We start from the raw sequence: 25,521 nt of genomic DNA on the forward strand, positions 1-25,521 counted from the left end.
AGCTGCTTGACGCCGGTTGGTTAATCGCATTAGCTTTATGGCTATCAGCATTAACCAAGGGAGATGGCGATGACGGAGTTCCTGGGTGTCGACGGCGGACGGATCGCCTACGACGTGACCGGTGAGGGCCCGCTGGTCGTGCTGGCGCACGGCATGGGGGATATGCGGAGCGCCTACCGCTTCCTCGCCCCCCGCCTCGTCGCGGCCGGGTTCCGGGTGGCGACCGCGGACCTGCGCGGGCACGGCGAGTCCAGCACCGGCTGGGCGTCCTACACCCGCACGGACACGGCCGAGGATCTGCTGGCGCTGATCCGCCACCTGGGCGGGCCGGCAGTCGTCGTGGGGCACTCCTTCTCCGGCGGGTCCGCCACCATCGTGGCGGCCCGCGAGCCGGAGCTCGTCAGCGCCATCGTCGAGATCGACCCCTTCACCCGGGCACAGAAGCTCGACTTCGGCGGCTTCCTGACGAACGGTCGGTACCGCAAGGGCCTGAGCCTGCTCATGAGGACGGCGATGTTCGGCAGCGTGGGGCTGTGGGCCCGCTACCTCGACCACGCCTTCCCCGGCACGAAGCCCGCCGACTTCGCCGAGCGGGTCGACGCGATCCGCGCCAACCTGAGCGAGGACGGCCGCATGGCCGCCATGCGGAAGATGGGCATGTCCAAGCCGGTCGACGCCGGCGCGCAGCTGGGCAACGTCCGGTGCCCGGCGCTGGTCGTCATGGGCACGCACGACCCCGACTGGGCCGACCCGAAGGCCGAGGCGGACGGCATCGTCGCCGAGATGCCCGCCGGGCGCGGCACCGTCGCGATGATCGACGGCGCCGGGCACTACCCCCACACGCAGTTCCCCGAGGAGGTCGCCGCGGTGATGGTGCCGTTCCTCAAGGAACACGCGGGCGCCTGACCGGAGGAGAACCCATGCCACGGGGAAGACTGACCGCAGCCGACGTCGTCCGGGCCGGGGCCGAGCTGGCCGACGAGATCGGATACCAGGACCTGACGATGGGCGTGCTCGCCCAGCGGCTCGGCGTCCGCACCCCGTCCCTGTACAAGCACGTCGACGGCCTGGACGACCTGCGGCACCGGATCGCCACCCTGGCGACGACAGAGCTCGGCGAGGCCGTCCGGGCCGCCCTCCAGGGCAAGGCCGGCTCCGACGCGCTGGCCGCCTTCGCGCGGGCGTTCGGCGCGTACGTCACCGCGCACCCCGGCCGCTACACCGCGACGACCGGCGCCGAGGTCTCCGGACCCGGCGACGAGCTCTACGACGCGAGCGCCCGGGTCCTCGACTCGATGGCCGCGGTCCTGCGTGGCTACGGCGTCGAGGAGGGCGAGATGGTCCACGCGATCCGCACGCTGCGGTGCCTCTTCCACGGTTTCGCCGCGCTCCAGTCCGCGAACGGCTTCCAGTGGAGCGGGGACGCCGACGAGAGCTTCGAGTGGCTGATCGGCTTCGTCGACCGCGGCCTCCCGGGGGCCGACGACCGGCTCACGTGAGGAACAGGCCGTACTCCGCGATGTCGGGGACGATGCGGGGCGGCAGGTCGGCCTGCATCGCCAGCTCCTCGGCGGAGATGAAGGCCCCGTGCTCGGCGCGGCAGCGGACGATCCGGTCGACGAGCTCCGGGGTCACGCCGGGCAGCATGCTCAGGGCCTGCGGCGGGGCGTGGTTCACGTCGATCAGCCCGCCGTCGTCGTACGCGCGGGGGCCCAGGTCGGGTCGGCCGATGCTCAGCTCGTGCGCCAGGCCGCGGTCGTCCAGCGCGATGCGACGGGCCTCCTCACGGAGCGTCCGGCGGTACCGCGCCGCCTCGACGACCCGGCGGTTCCGCTGGTCGCTCGGGTCGGCCGGCGGGTAGAGGCGCGGGCGGGCGCCGATGGCGTGCATCGCGCTGAAGATCCACGTGCCGAGCAGCAGGAGCAGGCCCAGCGTGTGCGGCTCGTCGCCGTTCGCGATCAGTGCTTCGTACGATGCCACGAGCGCCGTCGTGTACCCCGCCGCGGCCACCGCCAGCCCCGCCGAACGCCGCCGGACCGCGGCGTACAGGAACGAGATCGGTGAGCCGAGGCCCACCGTGATGAGCGGCACCACCGCCCAGCCCATCCCGTCGGAGGGGGGCTTCGGCGGAAGCTGCGACGACCGTCGTCCAGGCGGGGGCATCGGCGACCGCGTCATGGGCCGATGGTAAGCCGGGCGACCCTCGAAGTGCCTCACCCCGCTTTGACGCAATGGGTATAGCGTCGGTTTCGAAACCCGCTCTCTATACGTAATCATGGTGACCCGTGGCACGGCTTCCCGGAACTGGCCTGGCAAAGGGGCTCGCGGTGACGCTGCGGACGATGACGCGGCGTTCGATCACGCGGCAGTACCCCGAGGTGCAGCCTGACCTGCCCCCGCGCAGTCGTGGCGTCATCGCGCTGTTCGAGGAGAACTGCACGGTCTGCATGCTCTGCGCCCGCGAGTGTCCCGACTGGTGCATCTACATCGACTCGCACAAGGAGACGCTGCCCGCGCCGGAGGGCGGCCGGGCGCGCACCCGTAACGTCCTCGACCGGTTCGCCATCGACTTCGCGCTGTGCATGTACTGCGGGATCTGCATCGAGGCGTGCCCGTTCGACGCGTTGTTCTGGTCGCCGGAGTTCGAGTACGCCGAGTACGACATCAACGAGCTGACCCACGAGCGCGACCGGCTCCGCGAGTGGATGTGGACCGTCCCGCCGCCACCCGCCCACGACGCCGGCGCCGAGCCGCCCAAGGAGCTGAAGACGAGGTGACCGCGGCGGACGTCGTCATCGTGCTGCTCGGAGTGGTCGCCGTGGGCGGCGGCGTGCTCGTCGTCGGCACGCGGCAGCTCGTGCACGCCGCGCTGTGGCTCGTCGTGTCGTTCGGCGCGCTCGCCGCCTCGTACGTCGTGCTGGCGGCGGAGTTCATCGCCTGGGTGCAGGTGCTCATCTACGTCGGCGCGGTCGTCGTGCTCCTGCTGTTCGGGATCATGCTGACCCGTGCGCCGATCGGCCGTTCGGAGGACCTCGACTCCGGCAACCGGATCGTCGCGCTCGTCGTCGCGGCGGCGACCGCGGGCGTCCTGGTCACGACGCTCGTCCGCGGGTTCCGCTCGGCGTACGTGCCGATCAAGGATCGCGTGGGCAGCGGGTCGACGCACACGCTGGGCGCGAGCCTGTTCCAGACGTGGGTGCTGCCCTTCGAGGCGCTGTCGGTGCTGTTGCTGGCCGCGCTGATCGGCGCGATCGTGCTGTCCCGCACCGACATCCGTGGCGCGGGGCCGGAACCCGAAGAGAAGCCCGAGCCCCGGCGCCGGCCCACCCCGCCGCGCGGGCCGGTCGCGCGGCGACTCGGCGTCGCGAAGCGGCGGACCGATCCCGATGACGAGGACACGATCGTGCTGTCGCGCGTGGACGAGGAGATCTGATGCATCTCGTCTACCCGGTGGTGATCGCGGCGCTGCTGTTCGCCGTGGGCATGTACGGCGTGCTCGCCCGCCGCAACGCGATCCTCGTGCTGATGTCCGTCGAGCTGATGCTCAACGCGGTCAACCTCAACCTCGTCGTCTTCGACATGCGGTGGGCCGACCGGCTGCACGGCGGCCAGGTGCTCACGCTGTTCGTCATCGTGCTGGCGGCCGCCGAGGTGGGCATCGGCCTGGCGCTGGTGCTGCTGATCTACCGCAACCGCCGTACGGTCGACGTCGACCGGCTCCGCGCCCTCGCCGAGGGGGACCCGGACCCCGACCTCGACGTCGGCGCCATGACCGACGACGAAGGGACTCGCCGGTGATCGTTGTGGCGGCCGTCGCGGTCGTGCTCCCGTTCGCCGCCGCGTTCGTCGGCATGCTGTTCGGGCACACCGCCTCACATCTGCTGTCCCCGCTGGCCCGCCGGTTGCGGGCGCCGAAGCCGGGCACCGCGCGGCGCGGCGCGCTCGTGCTGGCCCGGCGGATGCCCGCGAACGGCCCGGCCCTGATCGCCGTGCTGCCCGTCGCCGCGTCCACCGTCCTCACCGCCGTGCTGGCCGCGGACCAGCTGCGGAGCCCGGGAACGCACGTCGGCACGCTGACGCGCATCCCGACGGGGACGGTGCCGATCGCGCTCTCCCTCCACGTCGACGGGCTGGCCTCGGTCGTGGCGTTCCTCGTCTGCTGCGTGGCGCTCGCGGTGCAGGTCTACTCCGTCGCCTACATGCGGGACGACCCCCGCTACTCCTCCTACGCCGCGTTCGTGTCGCTGTTCACGGCGGCGATGCTGCTCGTCGTCCTGTCCGGCGACCTGCTCGTGCTGTACGCCGGGTGGGAGGTCATGGGCATCTGCTCGTACTTCCTGATCGGCCACTACTGGCACGACCGGGCCACGTCACGCGCCGCCGTGAAGGCGTTCCTCGTGACCCGGCTCGGCGACGTCGGCTTCCTGTTCGGCATCTTCGTGCTGGGCATGGCGGCGCACTCCTTCGAGCTGCGCGTCGTCCTCGGGCGGCTTCCGCTGATGTCGCACACCGCGCTGCTGGCGGGCACGCTCCTGCTGCTGTGCGGCGTCGCGGGCAAGAGCGCGCAGTTCCCGCTGCATACCTGGCTGCCGGACGCGATGGCCGGTCCGACCCCGATCAGCGCGCTGATCCACGCGGCGACGATGGTCGCGGCCGGTGTGTACGTCGTCGCCCGCCTCTACCCGGCGTTCTGGTTCGCGCCCACGTCGCTGGCGGTCCTCGGCGTCATCGCCGCGATCTCCATGCTCGGGGCCGCCCTCGCCGCGCTGGCCCAGGACGATCTCAAGCGCGTCCTCGCGTACTCCACGATCAGCCAGCTGGCGTACATGGCGGCCGGCCTGGCGGTCGGCACGCGCGACGGCGCGGTGTTCCACCTGCTGGCGCACGGGGCGTTCAAGGCGCTGCTGTTCCTCGGCGCGGGCTGCGTGATCGTCACGGTCGGATCCAACATGATGAGCGCGATGGGCGGCCTGCGCCTCGCGATGCCGGTGACGTTCTGGTCGATGACGGTCGGCTTCGCGGCCCTGGCCGGGATCCCGCCCGCCAGCGGCTTCTTCAGCAAGGACACGATCCTGTCCCAGGCATGGCAGGCCACGCACCGGACGAGGTCGCCCGCCTTCCACTCGTACGCCTACACGCCCGTACGGCGCCTGGGCCCGGTCCACCCCCCGCGCGGAAACGGCGTCGTCGACAGCGAGGGGTACTCCTTCGCCCTGAGGCACATCGTCCACGGGGCGCCGCCGGCCATCCCGTCCTGGGTGGCGTGGCTGGTGCTGGTGACCGGACTGGCCACCGCCGTGGTGACCGCGGCGTACGCCACGCGGACCTGGCTGGTGACGTTCTTCGGGGAGAAGCGGTCGGACTTCCGGCCGAGGGAGGCGGCGCCGCTGATGAGCTGGCCGGTCGCGGTCCTGGCCGTGCCGTCCCTGCTCCTCGGGTTCGTCGGGCCGTTCAGCGAACGCCTGCGGCCCGAGTGGGGCATGGCGGTGGTCTCGCTGCTGTGCGCCGCGGCCGGGGCGGGCGGCGTGTACCTCGTGTGGAACAACGACCCGGCCCTGGACCCCGTCCGACTGCTCGGCCCGCTGCGGCCGGTCCTGCGCGCGGCCTTCTACGTCGACACCGCCTACGACGTCGCGATCGTACGGCCGGTGCGGGCCCTGGCCCGACTGGTCGTCCGCGCCGACGCGCGGATCGTCGACGCCGGCGTCGAGGGTTCCGGGCGGGGCGCGCGGCGGCTCGGCGGCCTCCTGCGGGCCACCGAGAACGGCAACGCGCAGGCGTACGTCTCCGGGCTCTTCGCGGGAATGGTGCTCATCGTGATCGCGGTGGTGGTGCTGACATGATCGTCGCGATGATGCCGGTGGTGCTGACATGATCCTTGTGGCGATGCTCGCCGTGCCCCTCCTCGGCGCGCTGGGGATGCTCGTGCCGCTGCCCGGGAGCCCGCGCCGGGTGACCCGCCTGGCCCGGCTGTACGGCCTGGCCGTGTCCGGCCTGACGCTCGTCCTGTCGGTCGCGGCGGCGGTCGCCTTCCACTACGGCCGGCGCGGCCCGCAGCTCGGCGTGAACGTCACCTGGGCCGGTTCGATCGGGCTCCGCTTCCACCTCGGCGTCGACGGGATCTCCCTGCCGCTCGTCGTGCTGACGGCGGCGCTGACGTTCCTGTGCATGGTCTACACCGCGCGCGTCCTCCCGGCCCCCGCCGGATCGCGCGGCGGGTCGCCGCAGTCGCTGATCGGGCTGGTCCTGCTGCTCGAGGTCGGCATGCTCGGCACGTTCGTCGCCCTCGACCTCCTGCTGTTCTTCGTGTTCTTCGAGGTCGTCCTCATCCCGATGTACTTCGTGATCGCCGACTGGGGCGGCTCGGGCGGCAAGGACGCCGGCACCCGCGCGCGGGCGGCGGCGAACAAGTTCATCCTCTACACCCTGCTCGGCTCGGGCTTCCTGCTCGTCGGCATCCTCATCGTCGCGGTGAACGCCGGCACGCTCGACATGACCGCCCTCGCCGCCCGGCACGGCGCCGGCCTGTCCCACGGCCTGCAGGTCGCCGCGTTCGGGCTGCTGGCCCTGGGCTTCGCGGTCAAGACGCCGATGTGGCCGCTGCACACCTGGCTGCCGGACGCCCACACCGAGGCGCCGACCGTCGGCTCGGTGCTGCTCGCCGGGGTGCTGCTGAAGATGGGCACGTACGGCTTCGTCCGCATCGCCGTGCCGATGGCACCGGACGGCGCGAAGTTCTGGGCGCCCTGGCTCGGCTTCCTCGCCGTCATCGGGATCGTGTACGGCGCGCTGGCCTGCCTCGCGCAGCGCGACCTCAAGCGGATGATCGCCTACTCGTCGATCGGGCACATGGGGTTCGTGCTGCTGGGCATCGCGACGCTCACCCCGGTCGGGCTGAACGCCGCGCTGTTCGGCAACATCGCGCACGGCCTCATCACCGGCCTGCTGTTCTTCATCGCCGGGGCGGTCAAGGAGCGGTACGCCACCGGGGACCTGGACGCCCTCGGCGGCGGCATGCTCGCCAAGGCCCCGTACCTCGCGTCGATCCTCACGTTCGCCTCGGTGGCCAGCCTAGGGCTGCCGGGCCTGGCCGGGTTCTGGGGCGAGATGCTCGCGCTGCTCGGCGCGTACCAGCCGCACGCCGGGCTCCCGAGGGAGACGTTCGTGACCTTCATGGCCGCCGGCGGGATCGGCGCGGTGCTCACCGCCGCGTACTTCCTGCGGATGCTGTCCAAGGTGACCCACGGCCCGGTGGCCGAACGCTGGCGCGACACCCGGTTCGCCGACGTCATGCCGCACGAGCTGCTGGCCTGGACGCCGCTGATCACCGCCACGCTGTTCATCGGGCTGTGGCCGAAGACGCTCCTCGCCCTCACCGACGGCGCCGTACGCCTGCTCCTGGGGGGCCGATGATCGAGTCGATCGACTACCTGGCGATCCTCCCGACGCTGATCGTCGCGGTGGCGGCGGTGGCCGTGCTGCTGGCCGACGCCTTCGGCGCGCCCGCCAAGCCCGTCGGCCTGCTCACGGCCGTGTCCCTGGTGGCGGCCGCGGCCACGCTCCCGCTCGGCCACGGGCGGTCGACGTTCTGCGCGGCCGCGACCCGGCCCGGCGAGCACGCCTCCTGCTCGTACGTCGCCGACGACTTCACCGTGCTGTTCCAGGCGGTCGTGCTGCTCGCGGCCATCGTCGTCGTGCTGCTGTCGCACGGCGAGATGCGGCGGTCGGCGCTGCCGGTGGGGGAGTACCACTTCCTGCTGCTCGCCGCGATCCTCGGCGCGCTGCTGCTGGCGGCGGGCCGGGACCTGATCACGCTCGTGGTCGCGCTGGAGACGCTGTCGCTGCCGGTGTTCGCGCTGGTGGCGCTGCGACGGTACGACGGGGTGGCGTCCGAGGCGGCGCTGAAGCTGTTCCTCGTGTCGGTCGTGTCGTCGGCGGTGACGCTGTTCGGGATCAGCCTCGTGTACGGCGTCACCGGCGCGATGCACCTCGACCGGGTGGCCGCCGGCCTGGCGCACGTGCCCGGCGACCTGCGTCCCGTGGCGGCGGCGGGCATCGTCCTGACCATCGCGGGCTTCGGATTCAAGATCGCGGCGGTGCCGTTCCACTTCTGGGCGCCGGACGTCTACCAGGGCTCCCCGCTGCCGGTCGCGGCGTTCCTGTCGGTCGTGTCGAAGGCGGGCGGCTTCGCCGGGCTGACCCTCATCTTGACCGCCGGGTTCTGGCCGTTCGGCCACACGTGGGGCCCGCTGATGGGCGTGCTGGCCGCGGCGACGATGACGCTCGGCAACCTCCTCGCGCTCCGCCAGACCGACGCCGTGCGCCTGCTCGCGTGGTCGTCGGTCGCCCAGAGCGGATACATCCTCGCGCCGATGGCCGGGGGAGCGCGCGTACGCCCGCACGAGTGGATGACGGCCACGGCGGCGTACGTCGCCATGTACGCGATCATGAACATCGGGGCGTTCGCCGTCGTGACGGTCGTCGCCCGGCGCGGCGACCGCGACCTGGACTCCTACCGCGGCCTGGCGCGCGTCAACCCGGGCACCGGCCTCGCCCTGGCGTTCTTCCTCATCTGCCTGGCCGGTCTGCCGCCGGGCGTCATGGGCCTGCTCGCCAAGGTCGTGGTGTTCCGCGCGGCGGTCGGCGGCGCCGCCACCTGGCTCGCGGTGATCATGGCGGTCAACACCGTCATCGGCCTGTACTACTACCTGACGTGGGCCGCCCGGCTCTTCGCCCCGGGCAAGGCCAAGCGCGTCCGGGTCGGCCGCGCGGGCGGCATCGCGATCGCGGTCGCGCTGGCCGGGGCGGTCCTGGTCTCCGTGGCCCCTGAGCTGGTGCTGCACGCGGCCGCGCTGGCGGTGCCCTAACGGGGAACATTTCTCCAGGTCAGCCCGTTGATTCTACGGGGACAAGGGGAGGTGTCGCGGTGCGGTTCAACGGCGTGAAGACGGCCGCCCTGCTGGGGGTGATGTCGGCGCTGATCCTCCTCATCGGAGGCGCGCTGGGCGGTCGCACCGGGCTGACGATCGCCCTGGTGATCGCCCTGGTCACCAACGGCGTCGCCTACTTCCTCAGCGACCGCATCGCCCTGTCGGCCATGCGCGCCCGGCCGGTCAGCGAGGTCGAACAGCCCGTGATGTACCGCATCGTCCGGGAGCTGTCGACGGGTGCTCGCCAGCCCATGCCGCGTCTGTACATCTCGCCCACGATCGCGCCCAACGCCTTCGCCACCGGGCGCAACCCGCGCAAGGCCGCCGTCTGCTGCACGACCGGCATCCTGCAGATCCTCGACGAGCGCGAGCTGCGGGCGGTCCTCGCGCACGAGCTGTCGCACGTCTACAACCGCGACATCCTGATCTCCTCGGTGGCGGGCGCCCTGGCCGCCGTCGTCACCTGGGCGGCGACCCTCGCCTGGCTCATCCCGTTCGGCAACTCCGATGACGAGGACGGCCCCGGTGTGCTCGGCGCGCTGCTCATGATGGTCCTCGGCCCCGTCGCGGCCACGATCGTGCAGCTGGCCATCAGCCGCACCCGGGAGTTCCAGGCCGACGCCTCCGGTGCCCAGCTCAGCGGCGACCCGCTCGCCCTCGCCTCCGCCCTGCGCAAGATCGAGAGCGGCACGCGCCAACTGCCCCTGCCCGAGGACGGCCGCCTGACCGCCGTGAGCCATCTGATGATCGCCAACCCGTTCCGCGGCGATGGGCTCGTCCGCCTGTTCTCGACGCACCCCCCGACCGCCCAGCGGATCGCCCGCCTCGAGGAGATGGCCGGCTACCGCCGATAGACCGGAAAATGCCGCTCCCCGGAGCCCACAGGCGCCGGGGAGCGTTCGTCATGCCGGGGGCCTCGACGTTGGGTCGGAGCCTCAGTGCATGCAGTCGGTGGAGACGTAGCCCCACTTCGTCTTGTAATTGACCTTGGTCCAGAAGGGGGTGCTGCGGAAGCAGCCACTGTGGAACTTCTTCGCCCGCACCGGCTTCTCGTTGCAGAGGGCCTTCTTGCCCTTGGGGATCACGCCGATGGCCGTGGAGGACTGCGAGGCCTTGGAGCGGATCTTGACCGCGTACCAGGCCTTGCACGGCTCGTACTTCACCGGAGCCGTCTGCACGGACGCGGTGGAGGCGTACGCGGGGACGGCCGTGGCACCCGTGATCGCGGTGCCGGCGATGACCGCTGCCAGCAGCAGGTTCTTCATCCAATTCCTTCCGTCCTGATCATGGATTTCGGTCACCCTAGCGATCACCAGGCGACATTGCCATTCCTTGACCATGTGTCGGCCGCGCAGCGGCAGGGGCCTGGGCGTAGGGGGCAACATGCCCGGCATGGACGACGATCACGATCGCCCGGCCTGGCGCCCATGGGGTCGGCCGGTCGTCTAGTAGGGCTCGACGCAGGCGTAGGGGACCCAGCCCCTGATGTTCCGGTAGTTGACCTCTCGCCAGGTCGGCCAGTTCTTCCTGCCGCAGAGGGAGTAACTGCCACCGTCATACGTCAGACCCAGACACGGCGTGGTCTTTCCCTTCGGGAACAAGCCAAGGGCTGTGGCATGGATGCTTCGCGTTTTGCGGATCTTGACGCTCTCCAGCGCCCGGAGCCGGCAGTCGACGGCAGGGCCGACCACCGCGACGGCCGGGCGGGGATTCTCCGAGGCGACAGGGCCGTTCGTGGCATCGGAGGACGCAGCCGGACCAGCCACCACGATCCCTGTGGCCACCGTGAGCGCCGCGAGCGCGACGCGGGGAGGTAGACGCTTCATGATGCGGGACCGTGGACAGCGAACCGCATTTCGCCGCCGTCGCGACAGGGACCGCAGACCTAATCCGGCGGGCGCCAACTGATGGGCGAGCCCGTGCCGATGTCAGGCGGTGGGGGTCACCGACCGTGACACGCGATCTTTCGATCCGAGTATTAGGTGCGGCACGTGTTCGGGGAGCGCAGCGGCCGCCGTCCTTCGTCAGGCCCGATTTCACGACTGTTCAGGGGCAAATCCCTCAAGTGCGGCGTGTGGGGCGTGACTTGATCGTTACGATCGGCTGCCATGAGCCGATCTTTGAAAGGGACGCTCGCCGTTGTGGCGGGCGGAGCCGTCGTCGCGACGGCGGCCGTCGCCCTCGCGCAGACGGATACGAGCACCGCGACGCCGACGGCGTCCACCAGCGGTGACCTGAAGACCGACATCGACAACATCCTCACGGACAGCCGCCTGAACGGCGCGAGCATCGGTGTCATCGTCCGCAACGCCAAGACCGGCGCGGTCCTCTACGACCGCGGTTCCGGCACCCAGGAGATCCCAGGCTCGAACAACAAGATCGAGACCTCCACCGCGGCGTTCGGGCTCCTCGGCGCCGGCTACCGGTTCCGGACGACCGTCTCCACCCGGGGCGGGAACCTGTACCTCAAGGGCACCGGCGACCCCACCACGCGTGGAGCCGATTACGACAAACTCGCCGCCGCGGTCAGGGCCAAGGGCATCAAGAAGATCAAGGGCAACCTGGTCGCCGACGACACCTGGTTCGACCAGCAGTTCACCCCGCCGGGCTGGGACCCCTCGGACCTGTCCTATTCCTACGCGGCCGGGATCTCGGCGCTGAACGTCTCTCCGGACGACGTCTTCGACGCCGGATCGATCGGCGTGACCATCACCCCGGGCGCGGAGGGCAAGCCCGTCAAGGTCACCCTGAACCCTCCGACGAGCGTCGTGAAGATCGTTGACCGGGCGACGACGGGCAAGGCGGGTACGGGCTCTACCGTGTCGGTCGACCGTACCGGCGGCACCAACACGATCGTCGTCACCGGGTCCTACCCGGCGAACGGCGGCAAGGAGGACCACCTCTCGACCGTCCCGAACCCGACGCAGTACGCGGCCGACGTCTTCCGCCGCGCGCTGAAGGCGCACGGAGTCACCGTCGTCGGGGCGACCAAGCGGGCCGCGACGCCCAAGGGGGCCAAGACGGTCACCACCCGGCGGTCGATGCCGCTGTCCCAGCTGGCGACGCCCTTCCTCAAGCTCAGCAACAACCAGATCGCCGAGATCCTGACCAAGGCGATCGGGCGTCAGGCCTACAACAAGGGCACCCGGGCGGCGGGCATCGCCGGGATCTCCCGGTACCTGAAGACGCTCGGCGTCGACACCACCCAGGTAAAGCAGACCGACGGCTCCGGGCTCTCGCGTACGAACAAGACCACGCCCCGGCAGGCGAGCGTCATCCTCAAGGCGGTGCAGACGAAGCCCTGGTTCTCGGCCTGGTACAACGCGCTGCCCATCGCCGGTCAGCCCGACAAGCTCGTCGGCGGCACCCTGGCCGCGCGGATGAAGGGAACGCCCGCCGCCGGGAACGTCCACGCGAAGTCCGGCACGCTGACGGGCGTCACCGCGCTGAGCGGCTACGTGAAGGACGACACCGGGCAGCCGCTGATCTTCTCGATCATGTTCAACGGCTACCAGGGCGGTGCGCCGAAGGACATCGAGGACAAGATCGCGGTACGGCTCGCGGCGGGCACGTCCGCTGCCGCGCAGAACACCGTCCGGAAGACGACCGCGGGCAACGGCGGCAACCTCGAATGCTCCTGGACCAAGGGCAAGGCCAAGAGCTGCTGATCACGGCCATCCGTTCCTGAACGGCCCTCTCGGAGCGGTGCCCCGTACGCACGAACCCGTGCGTACGGGGCACCGCACTGTCTGAAGAGAACTCCCTACCCGTCGAGCGGCCCGTCCGGGCGGAGGTCCTTCCCGTAGCAGATCTCGACGTACGGGCCCGTGCAGTACGCCGGGATCTCGGCGTAGCCGTGCCGGACGTACAGCGATCGTGCCTCGACCAGATCGAGCCGGGTGTTGAGGACCATCCGCCGGGCGCCCAGCAGACGCGCCTCTTCCTCCAGGAACTCCAGCAGGAGGCCGGCGCCCTTCCTGCCGCGGAAGGCCGGGCGCAGATAGACCCGGGTCAACTCGGCGGTGCCGGCGTCCAGCATCAGGATCCCGCCGCAGGCCGCGGCCTCCCCACCGTGGCGGCCGACGACGAACTGTCCCGTGGGCGGGGTGAGCAGCTCGGCGCCGTCCCCGGCCAGCCCCTTGTCGACCTCCGCAGAGGTCACCGGCCGCTTCCAGTAGCGGCCCGCGACATCGGCGTAGTACTCCCGGCGCAGACGGATCGCGCCCAGGGATTCAACGGGCTCTGGAGCGAGCGTCCACGAGGTCACGACATGTGTCCTACCGGAAGCACCGGTGGCCTGGCCAACGATTTCCGGTGACGCGGACGGCGGCTCACGCGGTGAGGATCACCGGACCGTCACCCGTGATCGCGATGGTGTGCTCGAAGTGGGCGGCCCGGCTGCCGTCGACCGTGACGAGTTGGTGAGCGGATCGGGCTGAGTGCGGCGCCGACCTTCGCGGCGGTGTTCTGAGGCTGTGCGGAAGGCTCGGTAATGACACCGGCCGATGGGCGGGTTCCTCCCGGCGTGGCCCCGACGCGCGTCCTCTTTGCCGAGCATTCTGCTCATCCCCGGGCCAGCCGAGCCGGGGCGCGTCCGCCCGTCGCCGGCTTTGCCGCCGCTGTTGACGCACGAAGCCGGACTAACCGGGCGCCGCACCGTCCACGGCGACGGCAGGAAGGCGACGCCGCCCAGGCATGCTCGAAAAGGCCCGGGCCATCGCCGAGTCGGTACTGCCGCGAAACACCCCGAGGGCCCCATCACCCGTCGACCCGACCGATCCTGGCGTCGAGCGACCTCCTCGTACCGGCTTCAAACCGGTCACGATCACGCATCACCCGTCCTGGCCGGGCAGATCGGGTGGTTGAGTGCGTCTTAGACGTCTCGGGTAAGTCAGCGGTCAGGCGCCTACCGGTGGCCGCCGGAGCGAGAGGCCTATCCGTGTCCAGTGTCATCCGAGTGAGCGCCGAGAACCGGGAAGAAGATCTCCGCTCGTTCTACGAATGGCTCGGAGAGGAGCCCGACGTCCGGCGGCATGCGACGATCTCGCTGGAGCCAGGGAAGCCCACCGAGGGCGAGATGGGAAGCGCCCTGGAGATCGTGAAGCTGGTGATCGACACTAACTTCCAGATCCTGAACTTCGGACTCGCCTACGTCGCCTGGCGCACCACCCGCAAGAAGCCGGCCGCGCTGACGGTCGAACGCGACGGAACCAAGATCACCCTTGACGACGCCGACCCTGAGACGGTGGCCAGGATCCTCCAGGCGCTCGAGGAGTGATCGATGCTCCCCGACCCATCGGCGTCTCGCGCGGTGCTCATCGGGACGAGCCGATACACCGGCTTCCTCGACGACCTTCCCGCCGTGGCCGCCAACCTCGACGGCCTCGCCCGCGCGCTGTGCTCTCCCGATCTGTGGGGCCTGCCCGCTCGTAACTGCCGGTCCGTCCTCAACCCGGCCACGCCCGCAGAGATGATCGACCCGATCGTCCAAGCCGCGGAGGAGGCAACCGACACTCTGCTGGTGTACTACGCGGGGCATGGACTGCTCGCCGCGAGACGCTCCGACTTCCACCTCGCCCTGACCGGCTCGGACCCGGCACGTTCTTCCTACACTGCCGTGCCGTACGAGCTGATCCGGGACGAGATGATCGAAACTCGGGCCGAACGCCAGATCGTCGTCCTCGACTGCTGCTACAGCGGACGCGCCTTGGGGCGCATGGGCGCCGCTGATCCGGCGACGATCGTGGTCGACGAAGCGTCCACCGAGGGCACATACGTGATCGCCGCGGCGGCCGAGAACAAGGCTGCGCTCGCCGTGCCCGGCGAGCCTCACACGGCCTTCACGGCGGAACTGCTCCAGGTGCTCCGTGAAGGCGTCACGGACTGCGGCCCCTTCCTCGACCTCGACACCATCTATCGACGGGTGCACCGTTCGATGTCCGCGAAGGGCCGACCGGTCCCTCAACGTAGGATTCGCAACACTGCGGACCGGCTCATCCTCGCCCGCAATCGAGCGCACTCGCGCGTCCGCGCCGAGCAGGAGCCGACCGGGGCGATCGCCCACACGAAGCAGGACGCCGTCACCCGCGATCAGCCGCCCACCCCGGCATACGAGGCGAGGTCGCGCGAAGGGTCTCAGCCGCCGGCAGCCGGCGGGTACCGCCGAGAACCCATCCCGAAGTTCGGCACCGTCCGGAAGGAGCGCGGCTACGATCCCGCTCAGGTCGACCGGTTCATCAGAGAGACAGTGCTCCCGGGCTTGAAGGTTGATAAGGCGGTTGAGTTCCACCTGGTAGAAGGGGGCTACAGCCGCTGGTACGTCGACCGGTACCTGAAGGAGCGTGGGTACGTCGCGACCTGGTGGGTAGATCGATCAAAACGCGCCGGGACATGAATCCTCAGCCTCGTCCGGATACACCGTCCGAGCGGTGCGCATCCGTCCGTCGGCCCGGGCCCTCCGGTCGAGAGCCCGGGCGCATCGCCGACGAGTGCCCTCCATCCGCCATGGACGGCGAGCGGTCAGGCCGACACCTGGCCGTCAGCGGTAGTTGGTGAACTGCAGGGCGACGTCCAGGTCCTTGCCCTTGAGCAGCGTCATCACGGACTGCAGGTCGTCCTTCTTCTTCGAGCTGACCCGAAGCTCCTCACCCTGGATCTGCGCACGCACGCCCTTCGGGCCCTCCTCCCGGATGATCTTGCCGATCTTCTTGGCGTCCTCCTGGGAGATGCCCTCCTTCAGCCCGATGGTGAGCTTGTAGAGCTTCCCGGACGCCTTGGGCTCGTCCGCGTCGATCGCCTTCAGGGAGACGCCACGCTTGACCAGCTTCTCCTGGAAGACGTCGAGGACGGCCTTGGCCCGTTCCTCGCTGTTGGCCTGTACCTCGATGCTCTCGCCCGACCACCGGATCCCCGCGTCGACGTTACGGAAGTCGAACCGGTTGGCGATCTCCTTGGCGGCCTGGTTCAGGGCGTTGTCCACCTCCTGCCGGTCGAGCTTTGACACGATGTCGAAAGAGCTTTCCGAAGCCACGGTTCATGTCCTCACGGATAACGATGATCTCTCTGAAGAGGGTAGTGACGTTGGCCCGCTCCGGAGCCACGACGCCGGAGCGCGGGCCTCCGGAAACCGATGTCACCCTTGGGCCCGGAGTCCGCTATCCTTCTGAGCGTCGCTACGGCGGCTTACCAGGCGGGTTGCCCGAGTGGCCAATGGGAGCGGACTGTAAATCCGTCGGCTTAGCCTACCCAGGTTCGAACCCTGGACCCGCCACAGCAGGGAGAATAGCCCCTGACCAGCAGAGATGCGGTCGGGGGCCTTCTCGTTTCTTGATCGTCCCAGGCAGCCACCGGCCGCCGGATGCAGCCGTTTGTCACTGGTCCCGGAATATACGCGGAATGAATCCGGGCGTGTCTCCGCAGGTAGACCCCGGAAACGGCGAAGGGCTCCGGCGCGAACCGGAGCCCCGACAGGGTAGATCAGATCACTCGCCGAGCGCATCGCTGATCCGCTTGTTCGCGCCGTCCTGCTGGCCCTCGATGCACTTGGCGTAGATCTGGAGCAGGACCTTGACGCTGTGCCCCGCCCGCTCGGCCACCTCGGTCGCCGGAACGCCGGAGTTGAGCCACAGCGACACCCCCGCGTGCCGCAGGTCGTACGGCCGACGAGCCAGGGGAGAGACGACCTGAGCGGGAGTGAGGGCCAGGCTTCGAGTCTGAGCCCACACATCGCCGTAGGCGGTGGAACCGACGATGCCGCCCCGTTCGGTCTGGAAGATCCGCCCATCCTCCGCCGTCCCGAACTCCGCGATGTGCTCACGCAGGATCTTCCCGAGGACCGGGGGAATCGGGACTGTCCGGATCTCATTGACGGGCCGCAGCTTGAGCCCGCGCTTTGCGTGTGACGTCCCGTCGTCCGTAAACCGCGTTCCCGACTCGGGTAGCGATCTTGCGAGCACTAGCTTGCCCCATCCGGTTTCCGGGAGCGTGCAGTCATCCTTGTGCAGGGCCACAGCCTCAGCGGGACGAAGCGCCGCGTAGTACATGCATGCGTACAGCGCTCGGAGGCGTCGGCCTCGCCCGCGCTTGCCGACGTACGTCACGGCGGTCAGGCATTCCCGCATCTGCCGAGGACCGATCACCACCCGCCAATCGACCTCTTCGGCCAGCTTGGGTGGCGTCCACTTCACCTTGCCGATCGGGTTGCGCTCGAACTCCTCCAACTCGACCGCGTACTCGAACGCGTTGTGCAGCACCGCCCGCTTCCGCGCCACCGTGGAGGCCGCCGCCGGTTTGCCGTCCAGACGCCGCGACAGGGCATTCAGCGCCGCCCGCACGTTGGACGGCTTAGCAACCTCCGGCATCTCCAGCGATGCCTTCTCCAGCCACGCGAGCGCCTCCGCGATCTGAGGAGGCCGGGGACGCTCGCGATCCTGGGGAGCCAGGTAGTACGCCCGCAGGGTCTCCCGGAGTGTCCCCGCGTCAGGTGCTTCGGGAGCGTCCTCCCGCACAAGCGCCGGGGAAACCGTCGCGATCGTTTCCGTGAGGCCATCACGGCTGGTGGGCGCGGCATCCGGCCACTTCATGTCGACGTACGCGACGCTGAACTCAAGCCAGGTCCGGACAGGCTTCTCCTCCTCTTCCGTGGGGAGCATCGACAGCGGGAGACCGGAGTCCATGTCGAACTCCTCGCCGACCTTCGCGGCCTGACGCAGGTCTGAGAGGAAGTTCTTCGCCTGTGCCGAACGCTGGAAGGTCTTGGACTTCTCGCGCCCGCCCACGGTCCAGCGCACCGTATAGGAGATGACCTTGCTCGGCTTGCCCGGCTTGGGCTTCGACTTGTTGGGGCGAATCTCCCAGAACTTGACCTTGTACGAGGTGTTCACGCCGCCTCCCGGAGGGTCCCGAGCCAGCGCATCAGCTCACTTCGCCAGACGCGGAGTTCGTTGTTGGGGAGCCGGAGTGATTCGGGAGCCTTCCCGATCTCACGCCACCGGTAGAACGTGCGCTCAGACACTCCGCCAAGTTCTTCGAGGACCTGGGCGACGGTCAGAAGCTCGTCCCGCTTGGTGCTCACGCGGCCTCCTGAGTTGCCGAAAGATCGAGCGTGGTCTTGGCCTGGTCGAGTTGGCGTCGCATGTCGATGCGTTCGGCGATGGCCGCGAGTAGGCGTTGCTCGACCGGTCCCACGTCCGGGTCATCGGGTGGTGCGAGTTCCCAGGCGTAGCGGCCGGGGGTGGCAGGGTGGCCGGTTGCCGAAACACCGGCCTCAGCCAGGCGGGCAAGGACCCAGTTCTTCCGGTCGGCCTTATGGTCGGCCAGGGTCTTGCCCGACCACTTGCGCGAGACGAGCACGCGGCGTCCGGCGTAGCCGAGGTATTCGCGTCGGTGTGCTTTGGCCTTGCAGTAGCCGGGCGTCATCCCCGGCTTGGCCCCCTTGGGCTGCACTCCGTAGCGAAGCCAGTTCGCGCACGTGGGCGAGCACGGCTCATACCGCAGTGCCTCCAGCAGCCGGTCAGCGTGGTCGGCTTGTGCGGGCGTCTGGGAGTCGTGGCATTCGGCGATGTCTTTGACCAGGTACTTGGTCAGGTAGCCGATGCACCGGGCGGAGTCCGGGGAGCCCGCCATGACGCCTTGTGCGTCGATCTGACGGCCGAACCGGCCGACGTGCAGGGGTTCGGCGTCGTCGTCATCGAGCGCTTTGAGAGCGTCCTGCCAGGTGGTGAGGGGCTGTCGGGTGTCGGGGTGGAGGTAGGCGCGTTCGCGTGCGTCCCAGTACGGCAGGCGCTCCCCCGCGTAGACGACGCGGTCGGTCGGTGGCCACCACACTTGGGTGTAGGTCGCGGCGACGACTTGGCGCAGTTCGGCGCGGGAGATGGTCCCGCGGATTGCCATGTGCAGGTGAGGGGCGAGGCGGCGTTGGGGTTCGACGGCGGCGAAGTACTGCACGTCGTAGCCGACGAACCGGCGCAGGTTCTGCACGAACCGATCCACCAGCTTCGAGAAGTGCAACGCGTCCCGCGCCGCACGGGCGTAGTCGTAGGTGCTCGGGTCGACGGGGGTGCCGTCCGCCTTGACCCGCCCGTAGGAGTCCAAGGTGAGGGTCAGGAACAGCGACGGGCGGAACGTGTTGCCGTCGGGGGCGGTGTAGACCTTGCCCACCGTCCGTGCCGCAACCGGACGGCGAGGAAGGTCCGGGACGTCCTGACGGCGCTTGGTGGACCGCTTGGGGCGTTCCGGTGTCTCGGTCGGGATTCGGCCGACGACGCCGGTCCGGGTGAGTTCGGCGTTGATCTCGGTCAGCAGCTCACGCCACTCGCCCGCATCCTCACCGACGGCTTCCGCCTGTTCGGCCCAGGCTTGGACCTCAGCCCGCTTTTCCATCCAGAAGCGTTGTTCGGCGTCCGGGTCGGCTCGCTCGATCACCGGCTCAACATCGAGGTGCCAACCCTCCCGGCATTGGGTCGCCCGAAGCTTCCGCTTCCTCTCGGCGCACGGCGGGCACACCGAGGCCAGGGTGTGCCCGCACGGCATGCTCACGATCTCGGTCTCACCGGTAGCCAGGTCGGTCCGGCGCATCGCCACCGGGCGGATGCACACCCCGTGTTCGACGGCCACGGCCTTGACGACCTCACGCGCCAGCGGCGGACGGACCTTGTGCGGAGCCTCCGGCGTGGTGGTGGTCTGCTCGGTCACTTCGCCTCCTGTCGCATGTCGGTGGCGGGTACCGCCGCCGGCCAACTCACTTCGTTCACCCTTCGGGTCGCCTTCGGCGATTGGACGGCAGCGCTCCCCTCCCGCCGGAAGTGGCCCGGCATCAAGCGGCCTCCGCCGTCAGGTACTCGCCCATCGCCGCGATGTCGTCATCGGAGACGAAGCCCGCGCGGACCCGCACCGGGTCGGGGGAATCCTCCAGCCGGACATACGCGACGCCCGCACCGATCTGGGGGATCGGGGAGATCTGGTCAGCCAGCGCCCCGCGCTCGTAAACGCCATCGCCAAGGACCATGTCGACCTGATCGGCCTCATCCAGCCGGAGAGTAATCCGGGTAGGGAAGAGATTGCGGATGTTGATGACGTCCTTGCGCGGGTCCTGCAACGCCCCGACGACGCAGATCCCGACCGACCGGCCTTGAGAGGTCAGCGTGGCCAGCGCCGCATCCGCCCGCTTCCGCAGATCACGGTCCGGGCAGTACGCGGTCAAGAACGCCAGCTCATCCACCATCACGACGATGAACGGATCCGCGACCGTGGCCAGGAAGGTGCGGGTCACGCCGCCGAACCGGGCCGCCCGCTTGTGCATCTCCGAGACGGCCGCCTCCAGCAGCTCGACCATGCCGCCGGTCGCGTCGTCGCTGTAGCGGTTGAAGATCCCCCGCCCAAAGGCCAGCTCCATCCGCTTGGGGTCGATCCCCCAGATCTCGACGAAACCCGCGCGCATCGCTGGGAGGAGCGCCCGCACCAGGCCCCACAGGATCGAGCCCTTGCCCGCGCCGGTGGCACCGGCGATCAGGACGTGTGTGCCGAGCAGGCGCAGCAGCCACGGCGAGGCGTCCTCACGCCTGCCGACCGGAACGGCGGTCAGGTCCACCTCATCCTTAGCGGCGGGCATGGAGAGGGCAGCGAACGGTGTGGCGAGTGCGTCTCGGCGGACCAGCTCCAGCCACAGGAAGCCCGGTTTGTCGGCCGTGCGGACCCGGCACAGCGCCGCCCCGAACCCGTGCGCGAGGTTCTCGGCATGGTCCCGCCAGATCTGAGGCGCCTGCCCCGACAGCATCTTGACCAGCACCCGATCCGTGTTCGCGGTCACGCGGACACGTTTGATCGCGGGCAGGTATTCGCGGGCGTTGCGGTAGAACGCCAGCCCGGACATCACCATCACCGGCTGCCAATGTCGCCGGTACACCAGCACATGACGCCACCGAGCACGGACCGGGCGGGCGACCAGCCGGACGAAGGAGTCCCACCAGTACGCCGCCCAGCACCCCAACCCCAGGCACGCCATGCCCACCAGGAACAGGGGCAGTTCCCAGCCGACCGCGTACACCAGCCACGCCGTCCCGCCGACCGTGATGGTGGCGATCGGGTGGCGGACGAGGAAGAGGACCAGGCGCACGAGCGTGCGGACGAGGTTGACGACCAGGACCAGGCCCTGGGGCATGTGCCAGACCGGCGGAGCCCAGCGCGGCCCCTCGAACGGGTCAGCCGTCGCCGGAACCATCACATTGTCCGACGGGGCATCCTTGCGCAGACCCATCACCGGCCACCCCCAGCCGCGCCAGAGCGACGGGAGAGGCGTTCGGCGACGCGCTTGGGGAACAGCACCGTCTGGCCCACGCAGGCCGGGCACTTGCCGGTCTTGGTGGCCTTGGGCAACGGGTTGCGGCACACCGTGCAGCGCGGCCGTTTGGTTCGGGTAGACATGAACCGATCTCCATCCAGGAGTAGTGACCAGGAGTGAGGGATCAAAAAGGGGCGGCCGGAAGGGTGAGAGCTTCCAGCCGCCCCACCCAGATCACGCCGCAGCGCGACCGGACTGCTTGGCCTGTTCGGTGTGCAGGCGTTCGACCTCGGCCAGGTACGCCGATGCGGCCTCGGCCAGTTGGCGGGCGAAGGTCACCGTCTCGTCCGTGACCTCGCGCCCGGAATCGCCGGAGGGGTACAGCGAGACGCCGAGCCCGTCGGTCTCGATGCGCAGTTGCACCGAGGAGGCTCCGGTCAGGCACTCAGCCCGCGCATCGCGGCTGTGACCCAGCATGAGCGAGCCGTGCGACGTCCACGCCATCACGCCGCCGCCTTCCTGCTCGCGCCGCCGTTGCGGTACAGCCGCTCGACCTCGATGGCGTAGGCCGCCGCCTGTTCGGCCAAGCCCCGCGCGAACTCCACGTGCGCCGCCGACAGCCGCTCGGGCAGGGTGAGGGAGACCAGCACCCCGCCCGTGGTGAGCGTGAACAGCGGCGTCCGGCACGCGTAGGACTGGAACACCGCCCGCGAACGGGGCTCCACCGGCAGGGACAGCGCCGACGTCCGGGCCGCCATCACGCAGCCGCCTTACCGGCCGAAGGAGCAGCCTTCGCCGCACCCTTGGGATCGCGAATCGCCTTGGCCCGGAACGAGTACGCCAGCCGATCGGTCTTGGAATCCACGTACGGGGTGACCGTCAGGCCATCGAACTCCACCGCCGCGAACGGGAACCCACCCGACGGAGCCGGAGGCACCGGCTGATGCTCCCCGAACAGCTTCACCTTGACCGACCCCTTCGCATTCGGGTCGGCGTCGATCACCTCCACCTGCCAAACCCGCTCGCCGGACTCCTTGTCACGCGCCTGAACCTGGTTGTCCTTCGTGGACTTGTCGAAGTCCCGAACCGGCTCGACCTGACCCCGAACGAACGCCCCGTGCGGAAACACGAACCCGAACTCCACGGGAATCGGACCCTGCATCGCCATGCCTCTACCTCCAGATCGGATGACCGCTTGTCCGGTCAACTGATCTCAAAGCTATGTCCGACGGCTTGACCGGACAAGTGGCTAACTAAGTGGCGTGGATCACAACCCGAACCGTGATTAATCGGTCACGCTGTAGACGTCTTCCAATTCGTGCAGCTCTCCCGGCAACGCCACGTCCGCGACCAGCAACGGCCGATCCCCCGCGTCATAGGCGGTAGCGGTCACCCCGAGCACGGGAGCTGTCTTTTCGACCTTGAGTAGATCGGCCTCCTGGCCGGACGGCAGCCGCGCCGACATCCGCTCCACGATGTGGTCAACGCGGATCTGCTTGAGCTTGCGCAGATGCTGCCGCACCCCGGTAGCCAGCGGCGCACGCGCGCCAAGATCGGTCCCCGCTGCGATGGGTTCGGGCAGCCAAAGCGAGATCAGTTCGACCGGTTGCCCGCCGTGCTCACCGACCCATTGCCGGAGCACACCGGCCGCGTTCTCCTCCAGGCCGAGCAGAGCTGCGACGTGCCGGGGGAGCGTGGCCGGCCGCGCCTCCACCACGGTCACACCAGCGTTGGTTTCCGGTCGGTCGAGCAGGGTCTGCCCTGGCCGTGTGGTCCCCATCTGTTGGGTAGGCCGCCCCTTGGCGTAGGAGCCAAGCCCATGCTCGCGGGAGATCCAGCCGTCATGTTGGAGGATCTGCAAGGCACGGACCACCGTCGTGCGGCCGACCCCGAACTCCCGCACGAGCTGCGCCTCTGACGGCAGCATGTCCCCCGGACGGTAGGTGCCGTTCTCGATACGACGGCGCAGCTCGGTGACCACGCGCGCGTACTTCGGAAGGGGGAACTCCGCGTCTGCCATCTTGACCGCCTGACCGCTCTACCTGTTGACCGCACAAGCACACTAGCGGCCGAACCGGCCCCACGTCACGAAACCCCTCACCGCCTCAACGGTGTTGTCCGACTCCCAGAGTCCAGGATGCGCCCTGTCGCGGCGAGGGCCAGGGCCAGGACTGCGCCTTGATGACCGCCTGGGTCAACTGCTCGGGATCAGCGGCCTCGACCAGCCGCCACCCCGCCGGAGGCGGAACCATCGCCCACCAGGTCCCCGAATGTTCGCCGAACCAGATCACCGCACCGGGGAACCGGTGAGCAAGAACCGCCCGCTGATCGGCGTTCACGGCCGTAGGGCCGACATCCCCGCGTGCTTCCACACCTCAGCGGCGATCGCCGCCCCCGCCCCCGCCGTATCGGTGACGAGATACCGGCGCTCCCGGTGGTGCAACTCGAAGTGCTCGCCCGACTCATCCAAGGCGATGATCCAGGAGACGCCGCCGGACGCGTCGCGGATGAACACGGCCGGGCGTGCGTCACTCATCCCTACCTGGAACCGAAACTTGATCAGCTCCCGGCACAACTCGGTCAGCAGCTCAAGCTCACGATTCCGACCAGACTCGCTCATGCCCCGCTCCCTTCGTTGGTAGCGGGGCCGGTGACGGAACTCGATACGGACATCTCCACTCTCCAAAAGGCAGGGGAAGGGAGAGGTGGCCACGAGTCACCCGATCGGATCGACGTCACCGGCCCCGCAGCTCATCACGCCGCGTCAGCCAGCCCCGAACCCGCACAGCCGGTGCAGTCGGCCACCGCCGAACCCGCATCCGCCGCCCAGGTCCTCGGCACGAACAGATCCACGCGAGAAGACCGAAGCTTCCAGCCTCGACCGCGACATGACAGGCACGCCTCAGCCGCTTGGTCGCTTTCCTGTTCCGGCTTCTCCACGGACACGTTTGGCTCCTCCACCGAGGCCGATTCGGGCGGTTTGCCCAGATGGACTGTCGTGACGTGGGGAAAAGCTATGGCGGTCTGGTAGCGGAAACCCGGAAAGAAATTCCGGGGTCTGGGAGACAATGCAGAACATGACCGAGCGACGGGAGGATCTAAGCCCTGGGCAGCGCGTCGCCTGGCATCGGCTCCGCCGTGGCATGTCACAAGAAGTCCTCGCCGGACTGGTCGGCCGTACTGAGGACTGGCTCAGCAAGATCGAGAACGATCGCGCCCCACTCGATCGACTCTCGGTGATCCGTTCCCTGGCCGACGCGCTCAACGTGACGATCTACGACCTCATCGGAGAACCGAAAGCGGCCACGAGCCACCAGGAGCCACCCGGCGTAGCCGAAGTCCGAGCCGCACTGATGGACTACCGGCAGCTCTCTCCGCTGCTATCGGCGATCGAGAAGGACGACCAAGCGCCTCCGCTCGATTACCTGCAACGGGACCTCAACGAGGTCATGACCGCGTATCAGGCATCCCAGTACGGCCTGATGCTCCGGCGTATCCCCGAACTGTTGACTCAGATCCAGCTCGCCGCCGGAGAGTACTCCGGACACGAGCGCCAGACCGCCGAGCGACTCCTTGCCATGGCGACCCAGTCAGCCGCGATGATCCTGACCAAGCTCGGACAAGGCGATCTTGCCTGGATCGCCTCACAGCGCGGTCTTGCCGCCGCAGAACGGTCCGGCGATCCCGCAGTGACAGGCTCACTCCTACGATCGGTGATCCACTCGCTGCACAGCGACGGCCGCGCCGCAGACGCCCGCGACATGACACGACGGGCCGCCGACTACCTACGCCGGAATCTCGACCCGCACGAGCCCCGCATCATCTCCGTCTACGGAACCATGCTCCTACCCGGAGCCATCGCCGCCGCACGCGCCAACGACCGCGTCACCGCAGGCGAGTACCTGGCAGAAGCAGACGACATGGCGAGGCTGCTCGGGGCGGACACCAACCACCTATGGACAGCTTTCGGGCCGACCAACGTCAGAATTCACCGAGTCGCGACCGCGATGTCTCTCGGCGACGTACAGATAGCCCTGGACCTGATCCCCAGCGTCGACACCCGGAAGCTGCCGATTGAGCGACGTGTCCGTCATGCGCTCGAAGTCGTCAACGCCTACCTCTCCCGCAACCTCATCGGTGATGCCGTCGAGGAACTTCTACGAGCCGAGCGCGTGGCACCCGAGCAGGTACACGAACACGTCATGAGTCGCCAACTCGTGCTCCGCCTACGCGCCACCGCCAGCGGCAAGCGAGACCGCAGGCTTGCCGAGCTCGCGCGACGGATGAAGATCCTTTGAGTCGATCTCCTAGAGT

28 protein-coding genes, 1 tRNA gene and 1 pseudogene are annotated in these 25,521 nt (G+C 69.2%); 14 read left to right on the forward strand and 16 right to left on the reverse strand.

Annotated elements, in window-relative coordinates:
• Positions 1 to 69: 69 nt before the first annotated feature.
• Both NE236_RS05685 and NE236_RS05690 read left to right on the forward strand, forming a co-directional pair.
• Positions 70 to 906 carry an alpha/beta fold hydrolase gene (locus tag NE236_RS05685; RefSeq protein ID WP_252840736.1) on the forward strand — a complete coding sequence of 279 codons (837 nt, stop codon included), beginning with the start codon at positions 70 to 72 and terminating at the stop codon, positions 904 to 906.
• 14 nt (positions 907 to 920) lie between these two features.
• Entirely contained in the window at positions 921 to 1,499 is a 579-nt protein-coding gene (locus NE236_RS05690; protein ID WP_252840737.1) for a TetR/AcrR family transcriptional regulator, read from the forward strand.
• Here NE236_RS05690 and NE236_RS05695 read toward each other — a convergent pair.
• Positions 1,492 to 2,178, reverse strand: a complete 687-nt coding sequence (locus NE236_RS05695) for a ComEA family DNA-binding protein (protein WP_252840738.1) — start codon at positions 2,176 to 2,178, stop codon at positions 1,492 to 1,494. The genes NE236_RS05690 and NE236_RS05695 overlap by 8 nt on opposite strands.
• A gap of 149 nt (positions 2,179 to 2,327) precedes the next feature.
• Here NE236_RS05695 and NE236_RS05700 point away from each other — a divergent pair, with 149 nt between their 5' ends.
• The 7 genes from NE236_RS05700 to htpX are packed head-to-tail and all read left to right on the forward strand — an operon-like array spanning position 2,328 to position 9,784.
• Entirely contained in the window at positions 2,328 to 2,777 is a 450-nt protein-coding gene (locus NE236_RS05700) for a NuoI/complex I 23 kDa subunit family protein (RefSeq protein WP_252840739.1), read from the forward strand.
• Positions 2,774 to 3,433: an NADH-quinone oxidoreductase subunit J family protein gene (locus NE236_RS05705; protein WP_252840740.1), complete on the forward strand. Its 660-nt coding sequence runs from the start codon at positions 2,774 to 2,776 to the stop codon at positions 3,431 to 3,433. Before NE236_RS05700 ends, NE236_RS05705 begins: the two co-directional genes overlap by 4 nt.
• Positions 3,433 to 3,798: an NADH-quinone oxidoreductase subunit NuoK gene (nuoK, locus tag NE236_RS05710; RefSeq protein WP_252840741.1), complete on the forward strand. Its 366-nt coding sequence runs from the start codon at positions 3,433 to 3,435 to the stop codon at positions 3,796 to 3,798. The genes NE236_RS05705 and nuoK overlap by 1 nt, the downstream gene beginning before the upstream one ends.
• On the forward strand, positions 3,795 to 5,843 hold the full coding sequence (locus NE236_RS05715; protein ID WP_252840742.1) for an NADH-quinone oxidoreductase subunit 5 family protein: 2,049 nt from the start codon (positions 3,795 to 3,797) through the stop codon (positions 5,841 to 5,843). Before nuoK ends, NE236_RS05715 begins: the two co-directional genes overlap by 4 nt.
• Before the next feature lie 28 nt (positions 5,844 to 5,871).
• A complete protein-coding gene (locus tag NE236_RS05720; RefSeq protein WP_252840743.1) occupies positions 5,872 to 7,413 on the forward strand; it encodes a complex I subunit 4 family protein in 1,542 nt (513 codons plus the stop codon).
• Positions 7,410 to 8,867 (forward strand): NADH-quinone oxidoreductase subunit N, encoded by a 1,458-nt coding sequence (locus NE236_RS05725; RefSeq protein ID WP_252840744.1) that lies wholly within the window; start codon positions 7,410 to 7,412, stop codon positions 8,865 to 8,867. Before NE236_RS05720 ends, NE236_RS05725 begins: the two co-directional genes overlap by 4 nt.
• A 59-nt stretch (positions 8,868 to 8,926) precedes the next feature.
• Positions 8,927 to 9,784 carry a zinc metalloprotease HtpX gene (htpX, locus tag NE236_RS05730; protein WP_252840745.1) on the forward strand — a complete coding sequence of 286 codons (858 nt, stop codon included), beginning with the start codon at positions 8,927 to 8,929 and terminating at the stop codon, positions 9,782 to 9,784.
• An 81-nt stretch (positions 9,785 to 9,865) separates the two neighbouring features.
• Here htpX and NE236_RS05735 read toward each other — a convergent pair whose 3' ends face one another.
• The gene (locus tag NE236_RS05735) at positions 9,866 to 10,195 is read right to left on the reverse strand and encodes an SH3 domain-containing protein (protein WP_252840746.1); all 330 of its coding nucleotides are present in this window, start codon (positions 10,193 to 10,195) and stop codon (positions 9,866 to 9,868) included.
• Between the two features lie 180 nt (positions 10,196 to 10,375).
• On the reverse strand, positions 10,376 to 10,756 hold the full coding sequence (locus NE236_RS05740; RefSeq protein ID WP_252840747.1) for a hypothetical protein: 381 nt from the start codon (positions 10,754 to 10,756) through the stop codon (positions 10,376 to 10,378).
• Between the two features lie 282 nt (positions 10,757 to 11,038).
• On the opposite strand from NE236_RS05740, the gene dacB reads away from it, so the two are divergent.
• Positions 11,039 to 12,598: a D-alanyl-D-alanine carboxypeptidase/D-alanyl-D-alanine endopeptidase gene (gene dacB / locus NE236_RS05745; protein WP_252840748.1), complete on the forward strand. Its 1,560-nt coding sequence runs from the start codon at positions 11,039 to 11,041 to the stop codon at positions 12,596 to 12,598.
• A gap of 95 nt (positions 12,599 to 12,693) precedes the next feature.
• On the opposite strand, the gene NE236_RS05750 is transcribed toward dacB, so the two are convergent.
• Positions 12,694 to 13,197: a GNAT family N-acetyltransferase gene (locus NE236_RS05750; RefSeq protein WP_252840749.1), complete on the reverse strand. Its 504-nt coding sequence runs from the start codon at positions 13,195 to 13,197 to the stop codon at positions 12,694 to 12,696.
• 64 nt (positions 13,198 to 13,261) lie between these two features.
• Positions 13,262 to 13,348 (reverse strand): annotated as a pseudogene (locus tag NE236_RS05755) (type I methionyl aminopeptidase); the annotation flags it as partial.
• Positions 13,349 to 13,887: 539 nt separating this feature from the next.
• Between NE236_RS05755 and NE236_RS44350 the strand changes: the two are divergent.
• Positions 13,888 to 14,208 carry an effector-associated constant component EACC1 gene (locus NE236_RS44350; protein ID WP_252840750.1) on the forward strand — a complete coding sequence of 107 codons (321 nt, stop codon included), beginning with the start codon at positions 13,888 to 13,890 and terminating at the stop codon, positions 14,206 to 14,208.
• Positions 14,209 to 14,211: 3 nt separating this feature from the next.
• The gene (locus NE236_RS05765; protein ID WP_252840751.1) at positions 14,212 to 15,324 is read left to right on the forward strand and encodes a caspase family protein; all 1,113 of its coding nucleotides are present in this window, start codon (positions 14,212 to 14,214) and stop codon (positions 15,322 to 15,324) included.
• A 144-nt stretch (positions 15,325 to 15,468) separates the two neighbouring features.
• Here NE236_RS05765 and NE236_RS05770 read toward each other — a convergent pair whose 3' ends face one another.
• Positions 15,469 to 15,960, reverse strand: a complete 492-nt coding sequence (locus NE236_RS05770) for a YajQ family cyclic di-GMP-binding protein (protein WP_252840752.1) — start codon at positions 15,958 to 15,960, stop codon at positions 15,469 to 15,471.
• Positions 15,961 to 16,118: 158 nt separating this feature from the next.
• On the opposite strand from NE236_RS05770, the gene NE236_RS05775 reads away from it, so the two are divergent.
• Positions 16,119 to 16,200, forward strand: a tRNA-Tyr gene (locus NE236_RS05775).
• A 211-nt stretch (positions 16,201 to 16,411) separates the two neighbouring features.
• On the opposite strand, the gene NE236_RS05780 is transcribed toward NE236_RS05775, so the two are convergent.
• The 10 genes from NE236_RS05780 to NE236_RS05825 form a co-directional block, all read right to left on the reverse strand.
• Positions 16,412 to 17,812, reverse strand: a complete 1,401-nt coding sequence (locus tag NE236_RS05780) for a tyrosine-type recombinase/integrase (RefSeq protein WP_252840753.1) — start codon at positions 17,810 to 17,812, stop codon at positions 16,412 to 16,414.
• Entirely contained in the window at positions 17,809 to 18,003 is a 195-nt protein-coding gene (locus tag NE236_RS05785) for a helix-turn-helix transcriptional regulator (RefSeq protein ID WP_252840754.1), read from the reverse strand. Before NE236_RS05785 ends, NE236_RS05780 begins: the two co-directional genes overlap by 4 nt.
• The gene (locus NE236_RS05790; protein WP_308209050.1) at positions 18,000 to 19,622 is read right to left on the reverse strand and encodes a replication initiator; all 1,623 of its coding nucleotides are present in this window, start codon (positions 19,620 to 19,622) and stop codon (positions 18,000 to 18,002) included. The genes NE236_RS05785 and NE236_RS05790 overlap by 4 nt, the downstream gene beginning before the upstream one ends.
• Positions 19,623 to 19,743: 121 nt before the next feature.
• Entirely contained in the window at positions 19,744 to 21,183 is a 1,440-nt protein-coding gene (locus NE236_RS05795; protein ID WP_252840755.1) for an FtsK/SpoIIIE domain-containing protein, read from the reverse strand.
• The gene (locus NE236_RS05800) at positions 21,183 to 21,350 is read right to left on the reverse strand and encodes a hypothetical protein (protein WP_252840756.1); all 168 of its coding nucleotides are present in this window, start codon (positions 21,348 to 21,350) and stop codon (positions 21,183 to 21,185) included. The genes NE236_RS05795 and NE236_RS05800 overlap by 1 nt, the downstream gene beginning before the upstream one ends.
• 91 nt (positions 21,351 to 21,441) lie before the next feature.
• Positions 21,442 to 21,711 (reverse strand): hypothetical protein, encoded by a 270-nt coding sequence (locus tag NE236_RS05805; RefSeq protein ID WP_252840757.1) that lies wholly within the window; start codon positions 21,709 to 21,711, stop codon positions 21,442 to 21,444.
• Positions 21,711 to 21,965: a hypothetical protein gene (locus tag NE236_RS05810; RefSeq protein WP_252840758.1), complete on the reverse strand. Its 255-nt coding sequence runs from the start codon at positions 21,963 to 21,965 to the stop codon at positions 21,711 to 21,713. Before NE236_RS05810 ends, NE236_RS05805 begins: the two co-directional genes overlap by 1 nt.
• The gene (locus NE236_RS05815) at positions 21,965 to 22,351 is read right to left on the reverse strand and encodes a plasmid replication, integration and excision activator (RefSeq protein WP_308209051.1); all 387 of its coding nucleotides are present in this window, start codon (positions 22,349 to 22,351) and stop codon (positions 21,965 to 21,967) included. The genes NE236_RS05810 and NE236_RS05815 overlap by 1 nt, the downstream gene beginning before the upstream one ends.
• A 141-nt stretch (positions 22,352 to 22,492) precedes the next feature.
• Complete coding sequence (locus NE236_RS05820) at positions 22,493 to 23,227, reverse strand: GntR family transcriptional regulator (RefSeq protein WP_252840760.1); 735 nt, start codon at positions 23,225 to 23,227, stop codon at positions 22,493 to 22,495.
• Positions 23,228 to 23,542: 315 nt separating this feature from the next.
• Positions 23,543 to 23,827, reverse strand: a complete 285-nt coding sequence (locus NE236_RS05825) for a hypothetical protein (protein ID WP_252840761.1) — start codon at positions 23,825 to 23,827, stop codon at positions 23,543 to 23,545.
• 457 nt (positions 23,828 to 24,284) lie between these two features.
• Here NE236_RS05825 and NE236_RS05830 point away from each other — a divergent pair, with 457 nt between their 5' ends.
• Positions 24,285 to 25,505: a helix-turn-helix domain-containing protein gene (locus NE236_RS05830; protein WP_252840762.1), complete on the forward strand. Its 1,221-nt coding sequence runs from the start codon at positions 24,285 to 24,287 to the stop codon at positions 25,503 to 25,505.
• The last annotated feature ends 16 nt before the right edge of the window (positions 25,506 to 25,521 follow it).

This window comes from Actinoallomurus purpureus, assembly GCF_024055795.1.
Classification (GTDB): domain Bacteria; phylum Actinomycetota; class Actinomycetes; order Streptosporangiales; family Streptosporangiaceae; genus Actinoallomurus; species Actinoallomurus purpureus.

Coding starts and splice junctions, on each gene's coding strand:
- nuoK (WP_252840741.1), top strand. CDS start 3,433: ATGCATCTCGTCTACCCGGTGGTGATCGCGGCGCTGCTGTTCGCCGTG.
- NE236_RS05805 (WP_252840757.1), bottom strand. CDS start 21,711: ATGGCGTGGACGTCGCACGGCTCGCTCATGCTGGGTCACAGCCGCGAT.
- NE236_RS05690 (WP_252840737.1), top strand. CDS start 921: ATGCCACGGGGAAGACTGACCGCAGCCGACGTCGTCCGGGCCGGGGCC.
- NE236_RS05740 (WP_252840747.1), bottom strand. CDS start 10,756: ATGAAGCGTCTACCTCCCCGCGTCGCGCTCGCGGCGCTCACGGTGGCC.
- NE236_RS05695 (WP_252840738.1), bottom strand. CDS start 2,178: ATGACGCGGTCGCCGATGCCCCCGCCTGGACGACGGTCGTCGCAGCTT.
- NE236_RS05800 (WP_252840756.1), bottom strand. CDS start 21,350: ATGTCTACCCGAACCAAACGGCCGCGCTGCACGGTGTGCCGCAACCCG.
- NE236_RS05685 (WP_252840736.1), top strand. CDS start 70: ATGACGGAGTTCCTGGGTGTCGACGGCGGACGGATCGCCTACGACGTG.
- NE236_RS05810 (WP_252840758.1), bottom strand. CDS start 21,965: ATGGCGGCCCGGACGTCGGCGCTGTCCCTGCCGGTGGAGCCCCGTTCG.
- NE236_RS05795 (WP_252840755.1), bottom strand. CDS start 21,183: ATGGGTCTGCGCAAGGATGCCCCGTCGGACAATGTGATGGTTCCGGCG.
- NE236_RS05725 (WP_252840744.1), top strand. CDS start 7,410: ATGATCGAGTCGATCGACTACCTGGCGATCCTCCCGACGCTGATCGTC.
- NE236_RS05830 (WP_252840762.1), top strand. CDS start 24,285: ATGACCGAGCGACGGGAGGATCTAAGCCCTGGGCAGCGCGTCGCCTGG.
- NE236_RS05825 (WP_252840761.1), bottom strand. CDS start 23,827: ATGAGCGAGTCTGGTCGGAATCGTGAGCTTGAGCTGCTGACCGAGTTG.
- NE236_RS05735 (WP_252840746.1), bottom strand. CDS start 10,195: ATGAAGAACCTGCTGCTGGCAGCGGTCATCGCCGGCACCGCGATCACG.
- dacB (WP_252840748.1), top strand. CDS start 11,039: ATGAGCCGATCTTTGAAAGGGACGCTCGCCGTTGTGGCGGGCGGAGCC.
- NE236_RS05720 (WP_252840743.1), top strand. CDS start 5,872: ATGATCCTTGTGGCGATGCTCGCCGTGCCCCTCCTCGGCGCGCTGGGG.
- NE236_RS05820 (WP_252840760.1), bottom strand. CDS start 23,227: ATGGCAGACGCGGAGTTCCCCCTTCCGAAGTACGCGCGCGTGGTCACC.
- NE236_RS05765 (WP_252840751.1), top strand. CDS start 14,212: ATGCTCCCCGACCCATCGGCGTCTCGCGCGGTGCTCATCGGGACGAGC.